At 43.6% G+C, this 13,134-nt stretch carries 12 protein-coding genes and 1 pseudogene; 12 read left to right on the forward strand and 1 reads right to left on the reverse strand.

Annotated features, from left to right (window positions below):
* Positions 1–26: 26 nt before the first annotated feature.
* Positions 27–1,451 (forward strand): bifunctional NUDIX hydrolase/phosphatase PAP2 family protein, encoded by a 1,425-nt coding sequence (locus AACT42_RS05105; RefSeq protein WP_094132066.1) that lies wholly within the window; start codon positions 27–29, stop codon positions 1,449–1,451.
* Between the two features lie 58 nt (positions 1,452–1,509).
* Here AACT42_RS05105 and yidA read toward each other — a convergent pair whose 3' ends face one another.
* Positions 1,510–2,328, reverse strand: coding sequence for a sugar-phosphatase (gene yidA / locus AACT42_RS05110; protein ID WP_017046142.1), 819 nt, complete (start codon positions 2,326–2,328; stop codon positions 1,510–1,512).
* A gap of 174 nt (positions 2,329–2,502) precedes the next feature.
* Between yidA and queE the strand changes: the two genes are divergently transcribed.
* From queE to AACT42_RS05165, 11 genes and pseudogenes are all read left to right on the forward strand, one after another.
* Positions 2,503–3,171, forward strand: coding sequence for a 7-carboxy-7-deazaguanine synthase QueE (queE, locus tag AACT42_RS05115; protein WP_094132065.1), 669 nt, complete (start codon positions 2,503–2,505; stop codon positions 3,169–3,171).
* A gap of 10 nt (positions 3,172–3,181) precedes the next feature.
* Positions 3,182–3,877: a 7-cyano-7-deazaguanine synthase QueC gene (gene queC, locus AACT42_RS05120; RefSeq protein ID WP_176429046.1), complete on the forward strand. Its 696-nt coding sequence runs from the start codon at positions 3,182–3,184 to the stop codon at positions 3,875–3,877.
* Positions 3,878–4,165: 288 nt separating this feature from the next.
* Positions 4,166–5,197: pseudogene (locus AACT42_RS05125) on the forward strand (IS481 family transposase).
* A 212-nt stretch (positions 5,198–5,409) separates the two neighbouring features.
* Positions 5,410–6,582, forward strand: coding sequence for a methyl-accepting chemotaxis protein (locus tag AACT42_RS05130; protein ID WP_013856758.1), 1,173 nt, complete (start codon positions 5,410–5,412; stop codon positions 6,580–6,582).
* 17 nt (positions 6,583–6,599) lie between these two features.
* Positions 6,600–6,983, forward strand: a complete 384-nt coding sequence (locus tag AACT42_RS05135; RefSeq protein WP_013856759.1) for a response regulator — start codon at positions 6,600–6,602, stop codon at positions 6,981–6,983.
* A gap of 9 nt (positions 6,984–6,992) precedes the next feature.
* Positions 6,993–7,304: an STAS domain-containing protein gene (locus tag AACT42_RS05140; RefSeq protein WP_017043625.1), complete on the forward strand. Its 312-nt coding sequence runs from the start codon at positions 6,993–6,995 to the stop codon at positions 7,302–7,304.
* A gap of 17 nt (positions 7,305–7,321) precedes the next feature.
* Positions 7,322–9,517, forward strand: coding sequence for a chemotaxis protein CheA (locus tag AACT42_RS05145; RefSeq protein WP_094134084.1), 2,196 nt, complete (start codon positions 7,322–7,324; stop codon positions 9,515–9,517).
* Between the two features lie 35 nt (positions 9,518–9,552).
* A complete protein-coding gene (locus tag AACT42_RS05150; RefSeq protein WP_017044773.1) occupies positions 9,553–11,172 on the forward strand; it encodes a methyl-accepting chemotaxis protein in 1,620 nt (539 codons plus the stop codon).
* Between the two features lie 15 nt (positions 11,173–11,187).
* Positions 11,188–11,736 (forward strand): chemotaxis protein CheW, encoded by a 549-nt coding sequence (locus AACT42_RS05155; RefSeq protein WP_228209078.1) that lies wholly within the window; start codon positions 11,188–11,190, stop codon positions 11,734–11,736.
* A complete protein-coding gene (locus tag AACT42_RS05160; protein WP_094134085.1) occupies positions 11,720–12,598 on the forward strand; it encodes a CheR family methyltransferase in 879 nt (292 codons plus the stop codon). The genes AACT42_RS05155 and AACT42_RS05160 overlap by 17 nt, the downstream gene beginning before the upstream one ends.
* On the forward strand, positions 12,598–13,116 hold the full coding sequence (locus AACT42_RS05165) for a chemotaxis protein CheD (protein ID WP_094134086.1): 519 nt from the start codon (positions 12,598–12,600) through the stop codon (positions 13,114–13,116). Before AACT42_RS05160 ends, AACT42_RS05165 begins: the two co-directional genes overlap by 1 nt.
* Positions 13,117–13,134: the final 18 nt, after the last annotated feature.

Consider the following 13,134-nt stretch of genomic DNA (forward strand, 5'->3'; position numbering starts at 1 on the left):
GATAATAATAATCATGGATTTTTAATGTGTTAAAACAGTTTTCATTGTTGAGTGTCTGTTTGCTGTCGTTGTTCTGGTCAAGTGTTGGTGTCGCTCAACAACCCGTAACGCTACCAGATAATATTCGTGGTGCTCTATGCCTAGTTAAAGCCGATCATAAGATCGTGCTCGTTAACGAGGTGATCACCAAGCAGATTTCATTGCCAGGAGGGACGATATCTCCCGGTGAATCTCCAGAATTGGCCGCGCAAAGAGAAACATGGGAAGAAACGGGCCTTGTTGTAACGGTAGGGCGCATGTTGGGGTATACGGATACGGCTGTCGTTTACAGCTGTCGCAGTGATTCCGATGTGATTGCTTTTGAGTCAAAAAATAGCCGTAATGGACATGAGTTGCCTATTTGGTTTGCTCCTCATTATGGTGTCGAGGTTGCTAGCGCAATGCTGATCGATCCGTATCGTATTGATGCAAGTCAGTATCGTTACCCTGAGCAATGGGATCGGATCAAAACCATGTATCAAGAAGCGGATAGCCAACCCGTGATTTATGTAGAGAATCTGGTTTCTGCTGCGCCTCGGTTTCACCAAATCGAATTAGGCTGGATGATGAAATTGCAGAATACGGTCGCGGAATGGCCGTATACGCTGAGTTCGTCGATTTATCAAATCGCAGTATGGATCACCAAATTGACGGATCCTTTATTGCTGATAGTTTTGTTTCCAGTGATTGCCTGTTATCTGGGTAAAGAGTCTGTTTATAAGATATTTTTTGTGGTTACCGTGAGTTCATTGTTGTCATTAGTCGCTCAGCAAGGATTTGCATTACCAAGACCCCATGCCTATATACCATTGTTGGAACTTTGCCAAAGTTACGGGTACGGTTTTCCAAGTTTACCGATTGCAGTTTGGTTTGGTGTAGGGATATCACTATTGCGAGCTTTTGATCATCTCGATTTCAACCGAATGTTTGTGGGTTTTATCGTGTTGATGGGGCTATTAATGTTGGCCAAATTCTATATTGGGGAAGCCTTCATCAGCGATATGGTGATAGGTGGATTGTTGGGCGCTCTGGTCGCGTGGCATATTGTTCGTTTAGATGAACAATCTTATACCGACGTCAGAACACTGCTGGGTTCGCGTGGGGTATGGTGGGGTTTAACGATCACGGTTGCACTGCTGGCTATGATCTGGCCCTTGCCTAGTTTCACCGCTTGGTTAGCCATTTTGCTGACGGCATCGGCTTTAGTTATGACAAAGAGCACTGAACCACTACACATCACTCTTCAACGAATGTGGCTGCTGATCATTTTGTTATTAGCACTCAATCAAGTGGTGTTATTTGGTGCCACGCTCGTTTCATACAGCAGTATTTTCTCTTTGATGGTTGAGACGCTCCGCTTGCCAATACTCATGCTCATCTTTGCATGGTCCATGAGAAAATGCCGTGCTTAACCTGGTTGTTTAGTCAACATCCCGATTAAAGACGCCTCGACTGAGGCGTCTTTAATGCCTATTCGTGAGACTCACCGAGTACAAATTTTTCTATAGCAACTGCCACACCATCGTCGTCGTTACTGAGTGTAATATAGTCGGCTAGCTGCTTCGTTTGTTCCATCGCATTTGCCATTGCAATTCCAAGTCCTGCGTATTGCAGCATGTGATGATCATTTTCAGCATCTCCCATACAAATAATGTGTTTAGCCTCGATCCCCAAGTGCTCGGCAATCGCTTTGACACCGACGCCTTTATTACTCTGTGTGTTTAAGAATTCAAGAAAGAATGGTGCACTTTGTACAATAGTAAACTGCTGATAAAGTTCCGGAGGAAGTTGTTCAATGGCTTTCTGTAGCAAGCTCGGCTCTGCCACAATCATTGCTTTGATGATGGGATGATCATCTTCAAGCTGTTCAAAATCCATTTCCGTGATCGGCAGTCCGTTGATTCTTGCTTCAAGCTCGGTATATTCACTGATTTTAGGCGTGATCAGACCATGAACTTGGCTAAAGGCGTGCGTATTCACGTTAAGTTGGTTAGCAAGGTTAGCGACTAATTTTGCAGAGCGGCCATCGATAATTTTGTGATGAATAATTTCACCACTGCCAATGTTTTGAACCATTGAGCCGTTGTAGTAAAGGACAAAATCCTCATTTGAGTTTAAATGCAGTTCTTGCAACTTATCGCGCATGCCATCAATGGGACGTCCAGACGCCAGCACCACTTTTACGCCTTTTTCACGAGCTTTGGCTATAGCCTGTTTTGTTCTGGCTGTGATCTGTTTTTGGCTATTGAGAAGAGTACCGTCCATATCTAAAGCGATGAGTTTATACATGACTTACCTAAATTAAGTGAAGAAGAAAGCCAGCAGCTTATGCAAGTTGAGATATGATCGCCACTGATTTAGTCAAATTTTTACGCACGTGATGGGTTTAGTTTGACCTAAGGCAAGGCATCTATTAAGGTCAGCGACCTGCATTTTTTGATATTGAGTTAGGCTGAGTTTACGTTGTACAAAATTAATGAAATGTTTGAGACCATTCAAGGTGAAGGCGTGCATACCGGCGTTCCTGCGGTTTTTATTCGTTTGCAAGAATGCCCAGTGGGATGCGCTTGGTGCGATACAAAGCAGACGTGGGATGCAACGCCGCAAGATGAACGCCCAATCAATGACGTGCTAGCCAAAACCCAAGATAGCCCAACTTGGTGCTCAGTCAGTGCAGAAGAGATAGTGTCGCTCTATAAAACACAGGGTTATCATGCTAAACATATTGTAATTACGGGCGGTGAACCATGTATTTATGATCTGCGTCCACTTGCGCAAGCATTTGAGGCAATCGGATGTCACATTCAAATTGAAACCAGCGGCACATTCCCGGTTCAAACCTCGGCAAATACATGGGTGACAGTGTCACCAAAAATTGCAATGAAGGGCAAACTGCCTGTACTCGATTCAGCTCTGTTAAGAGCAAATGAGATCAAGCACCCCGTCGCAACGGCTAAAGATATTGAACAGCTAGATGCGTTATTGCTGCGAGCGCAAGTTCCTGATTCAACAGTGATTGCTTTACAGCCTATTAGTCAGAAAGAGCGGGCAACCCAATTGTGCATTGAAACATGCATTGCGAGGAACTGGCGTTTATCGATTCAAACGCATAAATATTTAAGTATTGCCTGAGGAGAGAAAAATGAAAAAAGCCGTTGTGGTATTTAGTGGTGGCCAAGATTCAACAACCTGTTTGGTTCAGGCATTAAAAGAGTTTGATGAAGTGCACGCTATCACCTTTGATTATGGCCAACGCCATAAACTCGAGATTGAGGTTGCCAGCACCTTAGCGAAAAAGTTAGGTGTAGTTGCACATAAAGTCATGGATGTAAGCTTACTCAATGAGTTGGCGATCAGTTCACTCACTCGTGACGATATTCCAGTATCACACGAGTTACAAGAGAATGGGTTACCGAACTCGTTTGTGCCGGGGCGTAACATTCTGTTTTTGACCCTTGCGGGTATTTACGCGTATCAAATAGGTGCAGATGAGGTGATTACTGGTGTTTGTGAAACAGACTTTTCTGGCTATCCGGATTGCCGAAATGATTTTGTTAAAGCGATGAACAGTGCTTTGGTGCAAGGGATGGATCGCCCATTCAACATTCGTACTCCTTTAATGTGGCTAAACAAAGCAGAAACTTGGGCATTGGCGGATCAACATGATGCTCTCGAACTCATAAGACACGAAACACTGACTTGTTATAACGGTATTATTGGTGATGGTTGTGGCGATTGCCCATCATGTGAGCTACGTAAAGCGGGTTTAAACGATTATTTAGTAAACAAAGCGTTGGTGATGAATGCGCTTCACCAAAAGCAAACTGTAACTTTATGATGTATCTAATAATCAACGTATAGATCAAGTGAAATTTAAACGGGTGTTCTAGTGTTTGCGAATGGAATAGCGTGCAAATAGAACACCCATTATTTAGCTCAAGGTACTAACTGAGCCGAACTTAACGAAAGTCAATCGTTACTCTGACTGATAAGAGTGGACTGTTTAAAATTACCTAACATGTATTAGTTCCGACTAGATCTGACACTTCGATTTGAAATGAAGAGAGTTACCCACTTTGATTAAAGGTGCTTAATCCGAAATCAAAGAAACTAAGAGGTAACTCTCATGCTTCATACTAGCAATCCAATCATTAAACACAAAGCTGGTCTTCTCAATCTTGCAGAAGAACTTGGCAATGTATCTAGAGCCTGTAAGGTTATGGGCGTATCACGTGACACTTTCTACCGTTATCAGGAATTGGTTGAAACTGGTGGAGTTGATGCACTCATTAACCAAAGCCGAAGAGCACCAAACCTTAAGAATCGAGTCGACAGTCAAACTGAGCAAGCGGTTTTAAAGTACGCTCTTGATTTCCCTGCACACGGGCAAGTGAGAACAAGGAATGAACTGCGTAAGCTAGGCGTATTTATCTCGCCAAGTGGTGTCCGGTCGATCTGGCTTAGGAACGATCTTGAGAACTTCAAAAAGAGACTTATCGCTTTGGAGAAAAAGGTTAATGAGGACGGAATCATTTTAACCGATGAGCAAGTGGCTGCTCTAGAGCGTAAAAAGCATGACGATGAAGCGTGTGGTGAGATAGAAACGGCTCATCCAGGCTGTTTAGGCTCTCAGGATACTTTCTATGTGGGTAACCTGAAGGGCGTTGGACGTATTTACCAACAAACCTTCGTGGATACCTATAGTAAAGTTGCCTTCGCTAAGCTATACACCACGAAAACCCCTATTACCGCTGCCGATATGCTGAATGACAAAGTGCTACCGTTCTTCGAAGCGCATGAGCTACCAATGCTGCGAATACACACAGACAGAGGTACCGAATACTGCGGCTGAATTGAGCAACATGACTATCAGCTTTACCTCGCTATAAACGATATCGATCATACGAAAACCAAAGCGATGTCTCCGCAAACGAATGGCATCTGCGAACGCTTCCACAAGACGATATTAAATGAGTTTTACCAAGTCACCTTCAGAAAGAAACTATATGCTCGGTGGAAGAGTTGCAGAAAGATCTGGACGAACTACTACAACAATCATCGTACTCATCAAGGAAAAATGTGCTGTGGCAGAACGCCAATAGAGACATTAGAAGATGGGAAATCAATCTGGGCTGAAAAGAATCTAGCCCAGATATAATCTGACAGGCACCGAGTCAAATATGGGTAACTGTCAGATCAGGTCTGAATTAGTACACCTAACACAACAAAAGTAAAATTACATCTACCGACTACATTGCAGATTCCTCCAAGCTTTCCTATCTTTAGTTATGAGCTCCAGGCGTTGCATAACAACTTCTTACATAACGTCATAGCTTTCGTCAGTGTTTTATGGCTAAAGGATAATAAATCATGCTCCTCATTAGGCTGGTACGTGTTTACGTGCCCTTAGTGCTATTGTCGATAGTTGCTCTTATGCCACAGCCAACACATTTTGGTGTTTGGGCTCTATTATTTGTTACTTTTGCTAGTGTTAGCTATGCCATTTGGAATTACGAATCCTTCATTTCCCAAGTCAAAGCTCAAAAAAAGACGATTGAACACCTTTCTCAAACACAAGAGATCCAACTGGATGGATATCATTCTTTAGAGCCTCTCTTTGCTCAATCTCTGCCAGTGTGGTCTCGTCATATTGATTTAGCTAATGTGCAACTTACCGATTCTGTTACTCAACTGAGCCAGCAATTTGGTGATCTTGTCACGCAGCTTTCACAAGCACTCTCCTTCTCGCAAGGTTCAACCTTAAAAGATGAGCGTAATTTAATGAGCGAAATTGAGCGTTGTCGAGCCATGCTTTCTAAAGCGGTTGATGAGCTTAGAGAAAGCCAAAAGACAAGAGAGCATATGCTTGATGAAATGCGCAGCCTTGATCAATACACAGTCGATTTAAAAAAAATGGCAACCGATGTGGTGGGCATTGCTGAAAAAACCAACTTATTAGCACTTAATGCTGCCATTGAGTCAGCCAGAGCAGGAGAGGCAGGTCGAGGTTTTGCAGTGGTGGCCGATGAAGTGCGTAACCTTTCACAGCGTTCAAGGGAAATCGCTAGCAGCATGACGGAGAAAGTGAACGTTGTCAGTGATGCGATTAATACTACATTTAAGACGGCTGAAATGGCTATTGCGGCTGAGAGTGAACAAATGGAACAAACCGAGCAGCGTATCGATTATGTCATTAACCACTTCCAAGATATGGCACAAACCTTACAGCAACAGTCTGAGCGGTTAAAAGAAGATGCATTTTCGGTGAAGGAAACAATCAGTAGTGTGATTGTGAAATTGCAATTTCAAGACCGAGTAAGCCAAATATTAGAGCAAATCAGCACCAATCTCAAAGAACTCAGTGACTCATTAGAGCTGCTCAAACAAGACAGCAATCATGCGATCGCAGGCGAATTATCCCCGCAAAAATGGCTGGAAAAAATGACCAAGAACTACACCATGATAGAACAACATGAAAGCCACAAAGGCAAGGTTACTGAGGTGAAAAGCAAGGTGACTAGCACGGACATTACTTTCTTTTGAGAACCGTAAATGAATAAATGAGGAACTCTGTGATGAACAAAACGGTACTTGTTGTAGATGATTCGGCTTCAATTCGGCAGGTTGTGAGTATGACCTTAAAAGGAGCAGGCTATCAGACGATCGAAGCTCATGATGGTAAAGATGCATTATCCAAATTGGCCGGGAATCGTGTTCATTTGGTCATCAGCGACGTAAATATGCCGAATATGGATGGCATTACCTTACTTAAAGAGCTGAAGCAAAGGCCAGACACAAAATTTACGCCGGTGATTATGCTCACAACTGAATCTGAGGCATCGAAGAAAGAACAGGGTCGTGCTGCGGGTGCGAAAGCTTGGGTTGTGAAACCCTTTGCACCTGAACAGATGCTTGCCGCCGTAGCAAAACTGATCCAAGCCTAAGGGGGGATTATGCTGACTCCACACCAAACCGCTGAGCAATTAATGTTAAAACTTGACGGTGAACTGACGATTTATGAGGCTCGAAATTTGTTTGAGCAGCTGACCCCTTTTGTGTCTCATAGCGAGAAGATCGCCATTGAACTTTCCCAAGTCACTGCTCTGGACAGCAGCTGCGTACAAGTGTTGATGGCATTTAAAAAAGCAAGAATAGAGCAGGGATGTGAACTGATTCATCACAGTGAAGTCGTGGTGGATGTGCTGGGTAAACTGGGGCTAGTGGGATGGTTTCATGACCCTATCGTTCTTTCTAGTTCACAATAAGACAAAGTGACAAGCTAATGACGAAGCCCCAGGGAGATACTATGGACGAAATGATGGCTGCGGCGCTCCAAACTTATTTTAATGAGAGTAGGGAGTTGCTTGAAGGGATGGAATCTGACCTTCTTGAACTGGATAGCGGGAATCTTGATGGCTTAAATGAGCGATTAAACGCAATTTTCCGAGCAGCGCATACTGTAAAAGGCTCAGCAGGGATATTTAACTTAAATGAGATCGTTCGTTTTACTCATAAAGTAGAAAGCTTGCTTGATTTATTGCGCTCAGAACAACTTAAGCTGCATGAAAAGCATATTTCCTTGTTGCTTGAGTGCCGCGATCACATGGTGAGCTTGATTGATGATGCTCAAACGGGGCAAGAGTCATCAGAAGATGACGTTACCGGACAGCGCTTAGGGGCCCGATTGTCTGAGTTTTTAGGTCAATCTGAACCAGAAAGTCATTCACCAACCACGGAATCTGAACCTGATCACACCGCACTCGATAATTTCTGCTGGCATATCTCTTTAACTTTCCCGCTTCATGCATTCCAAGATGGTATGGATCCGCTCTCTTTTCTTTCTTATTTAACTACGCTGGGAGAGGTTATTTATATCGAGGCTGTCGACCGAAAATTACCTGATTGGCACAACTTTGATCCGGAATGTTGTTATTTGGGTTTTGAACTGCGTTTCTATTCGCCGGCATCTAAACAACAAATCGAAGACGTGTTTGAATTCATTCGTGAAGAAGGTGACGTTCGCATCTTTCCACCCAGCGCCAAAGTGGGTGACTTCATTGATCACATTCAATCAATGCCCGATGAAAATTATAGAATTGGCGAAATATTAGTTCGTTGTGGCGCGCTCACTGAGACTGAATTGAAGCGTGCATTGCAGCAACAAAGTGAGCGGCGAGAAGCGAGTTCGGACGCGATACCCATAGGCGAAATTATCACTCAGGCTGATGCTCAATTAGCACCCGTACTCAATGCGGCGGTCGATAAACAAAGTAAAGCCCGAGAGGCGCTAACCAAAGAGCAAAAAAGCTTGCGAGTGGATGCTGAAAAGTTAGATACCTTAATTAATTTAGTCGGGGAATTGGTCACCGCAGGTGCCGGCAGTGCATTACAGGCGGAGCTAATTGGCGAAAATGTAATGATTGAATCTGTTGCACGGCTCAATGGCCTTCTCGAAGAAGTCAGAGACGCGGCACTACAGCTTAGAATGGTGGCTATCGGTGCGACATTTGCCCGTTTTCAACGCGTTGTTCGTGATATGGCGAAGGAGCTAAACAAAAGTATTCATCTCACGATTACCGGTGCGGATACCGAATTAGATAAATCAGTGATTGAAAAAATTGGCGATCCTTTAATGCATTTAGTGCGCAATGCGATTGACCACGGCATTGAAACAGAGGAAGAGCGTGTCGCAAATGGTAAACCTTCTCACGGCACCATCACGCTCAATGCTTACCATGACTCAGGCAATATAGTGATCGATGTGAGCGATGACGGAAAAGGGCTCAACAGCGAAAAATTGCGCGCAAAAGCGATTGAAAAAGGGCTACTTGATGAAAACCAACTCGTGAGCGATGACGAGATTTTTCAGCTCATTTTTGAGCCCGGCTTTTCAACGGCCCAGCAGGTTTCCAATATTTCAGGACGCGGTGTCGGTATGGACGTAGTGAAGCGAAATATTACTGATTTGCGAGGTCGAGTAGAGATTCACAGCCTACTTAATCGAGGAACAACTATCCGCATTGTATTGCCGCTCACACTCGCGATCATTGATGGTTTCCTAATTGAAGTGAGTAGCGAAACCTTCGTTGTGCCATTGGATGCCGTTCAAGAATGCGTCGAACTTGATGACCAGTGGCTCAAAGATGGCCAAGGCAAACCTTATATTAATCTCAGGGGACAAGTGCTGCCTTTAATTGATTTAAGAGTGCAATTTAACCTCACTGCGCGTCGCTCAAAACGCCAAAATGTGGTGGTGGTCAGTAGTGCAGGGCAAAGTGCTGGTTTGATCGTGGATAATTTGTTGGGGGAATTACAAACCGTAATTAAGCCACTTGGGCCGATATTTTCACGGGTTAAAGGAATCAGCGGTTCGACTATTTTGGGCAGCGGGGATATTGCTCTTATCTTAGATATCGCCAGTTTATCGCAACATATTATGAAGGAAGAGTCGAAGCATCGCTTATTGGCAATGCACTAATTTGGCTCAATTACATCGTCAGAAAGGAATAGGCTATGTTTAAAAATATTTCAGTTAAATTCAAACTAAGTATGCTAGTTGGCATCTTAAGTTTGTTACTCATTGTGGTCGGATCACTCGGGCTTTATGGCATGCAAAAAACACTGCATGGGCTAGAAACGGTCTACTATGACCGAACCGTACCAGCACTGTCTATCGGTGACATTAAATCTCGTCTTCTGAGCAATCGTATAGCGCTGGCTTTCTCACAACTGTACCCAGAAGCGGATATTATTCGTGCTCAGATTGAGACGGTTGAGAACCACCTCAAAGTGATTGATGACAAATGGGGCAAATACAAGTTAACTAAATTAACCAAGGAGGAGGCTGAATTAGCAACACAATTTGAAGAACAAAATAAAGTCTTTGTTGAGCAAGCTCTACAGCCCACCATTGATGCTTTGCGACGTTTAGACATTGATGAAGCGACTCGCCTTGCAGTTGATAAAGTACGCCCACTCTATGCACCCGTTGAAAAAACAGTAAATGCATTAATTCAGCTGCAATCTAATGAAGCGCAGAATGTTTATAACCATGAGGTTGAGCTTTATGACAACCTACAAATGATAGCCATTGGATCAATTATATTGGGGCTACTGTTTGGTATTGGATTTGCGGTTACCTTGATCCGTGGGATCTGTAATCCTTTAGAGCAAGCAGTGTCGCTGGCTAACCGACTCGCTGTGGGTGATTTAACAGGTAAAATTGAAGCGACGTCAGGCGATGAATTGGGTCGCTTGCTTGAAGCCATGCAAAAAATGGTGGCCAAGTTGTCAGACATCGTAGGTGAAGTGAATAGCTCAAGTAATGCATTGGCTTCGGCATCCGAAGAAGTTTCAGCTACCGCTCAGAACTTAAGTCAAGGTGCGAGCGAACAAGCGGCCAGTGTTGAACAGACTACCTCGTCGGTAGAGCAAATGTCAGCCTCAATCGCGCAAAACACTGAAAATGCGAAAGTGACCGATAGCATGGCAGGTAAAGCGGCTAAAGAAGCGAAAGAAGGTGGAGAAGCGGTAGCTAAAACCGTGTTAGCGATGAAATCGATAGCTGAGAAAATTGGTATTATTGATGATATCGCTTATCAAACTAACTTACTTGCGCTCAACGCCGCAATCGAAGCTGCTAGAGCTGGCGAGCATGGTAAAGGTTTTGCAGTGGTGGCTGCAGAAGTCCGAAAATTGGCAGAGCGCAGTCAGGTTGCTTCTCAAGAAATTGGTGAGGTCGCTAAAAATAGCGTTGGTTTAGCGGAACAAGCCGGAAAACTGCTGGATGAAATGGTGCCTTCTATTCAAAGAACATCCGATTTAGTACAAGAGATCAACGCAGCTTCAATGGAACAAGCGACCGGAGCAACACAAATTAACCAAGCGATGGAACAGCTCAACAGTATCACGCAACAAAGTGCTTCCGCATCAGAAGAGCTTGCGTCGACCTCTGAAGAGATGAGTAGCCAAGCACAGCAGCTCCAGCAACTAATGACCTTCTTCAAAACAGAAAATAATCGCCGTGAAGCAGCAAATAAATCTTCAGTTCACCACGAGCAGCAACGCCCTAAACAGAAGAAAGATGTTGAGTTTGTCTCTATGGACGATGAACCTGAGTATGTGCGCTTTTAGTGGCTGGAGGTGAATGTGGCTAATCTTATCCCGGTTGAGGCTAACTCGATGATATTGGCTAAGTCCAATACAGAATTAGCACAAGATCAACAGTACTTAACATTTCAGCTCAATGGTGAAATGTACGCCTTTGCGATTTTGCATGTTAAGGAAATATTAGAGTATGGCAAAGTAACTCAGGTGCCAATGATGCCTGACTACATTCAAGGCATTATTAACTTGCGTGGTGAAGTGGTACCTGTCGTCAACCTAGCTCGGCGTTTTTATCTTAAACCGCAAGAAGTGAATAAAAAGACTTGTGTTGTCATTATCGAAGTGACGAATGAAGAACAGCGTCAAGACCTAGGTGTTATGGTTGACAGTGTTTCTGAAGTCATTGAAATATCAAGTAAGTTTATGAGACCTGCCCCTAATTTTGGTACCAAGATCCGGACCGAATTTATTTGTGGTATGGCTCAATTCGATGAAGAGTTTGTCATTATTTTAGCGGAGGATAAAGTCCTATCTGTTGAAGAGTTGGCCATGATGGAACAGGTCAAAGAGCAGAATGAACTTGCAAGTTAAGCACAAATCTCAGCAACTTGGGAATTCAGCCATGGAGCAAATGCCCATCATCAGTGATGCAGACTTTGAGTTGTATCGTGGCTGGATATATCAATCTGCAGGTATCGCACTAACACCCAGTAAGAAAGCGTTGGTGGTTGGGCGTTTAAGCGGGCGCTTAAGAGAGCTCGGTATAAGTTCATATCGGGAGTATTTTGAGTATTTGACGAAATTTAGCGATCAGCAAGTACGCAAACTTGAGCGGCAACGAGTCATCAATTTGCTGACCACCAATGAAACGTACTTTTTCAGAGAAGAGGCCCATTTTGCTTACATCCAGCACCATCTCTTTACTGTATGGGGGAAAAAACAGATCCGTTGCTGGAGCGCAGCAAGCTCGACAGGTGAAGAGGCTTATTCTCTGGCAATGTTATTAGACAGCCGTTACCAAGGAGAATGGCAAATAGTTGGTACCGATATCAATAGTCAAGTGTTGCAAATTGCATCACAGGGTATTTATCCGATGCTACGCCATGAACATATACCGAAAGCCTATCTCAAAACGTATTGCCGAAAAGGCATCGATACCAAGCATGACACATTGAAAATCGTTAATTCATTAAGGAAAAAAGTGAAATTCGGATTAGCGAACTTACAAAATCAGTTGGATGAACTTGGTCACTTTGATCTTATTTTTTTACGTAATGTGATGATTTATTTTGATCAAAATACCAAACAAAGAGTCATCAGTAACGTTACGAACCGATTAAAAAATGGCGGTATTTTATTAATAGGCCACTCAGAAACATTAAATGGACTCAACTGCGATGACTTACAATTACTGCAGCCGTCTATCTATCAAAAACGAGGGATTCGTGATTAATGGCGAACGAATTTTTACCTAAAACAGAGGCTCTGAACTTGATGCCTGGCGAGATATTCTTTGGTCATCACAGAGGTTGGATTCATACGCTACTGGGTTCGTGCGTTGCCATTACGTTATGGCATCCAAAAACGCAGTTAGTGGGTATGTGCCATTATCTGTTGAGCCAGCGATCCGCCCTAGGTGAAGAGGCCAAACAACCTGAAGGCTATTATGCTAGCGATGTTGTGGCGTACTTTTCCCTTCAGTGCCGACGACATCAAATCAATCCTAAGGAATGTGTTGTTAAAGTATTTGGAGGTAGCACTATGTTTGCAGATCACTACAGCAAAGTCGCTTCGATAAATGTTGCACAACAAAATGTGCGACTGGGTATGCAGTTACTGAAAGAGCACGGTTTTCAAGTAAGCCGCAATGATGTGGGTGGAAAGCGTTATCGTAAAGTATTTTTTGATGTCCAAAATGGTGATGTTTGGGTTCAATATGGGCGATCTTCTGCAAGAGAGGTAGCTTATTAATCAGCCATTGAGTGTCGA

This window comes from Vibrio sp. V15_P4S5T153 (genome assembly GCF_963874485.1).
GTDB classification, from domain to species: domain Bacteria; phylum Pseudomonadota; class Gammaproteobacteria; order Enterobacterales; family Vibrionaceae; genus Vibrio; species Vibrio anguillarum.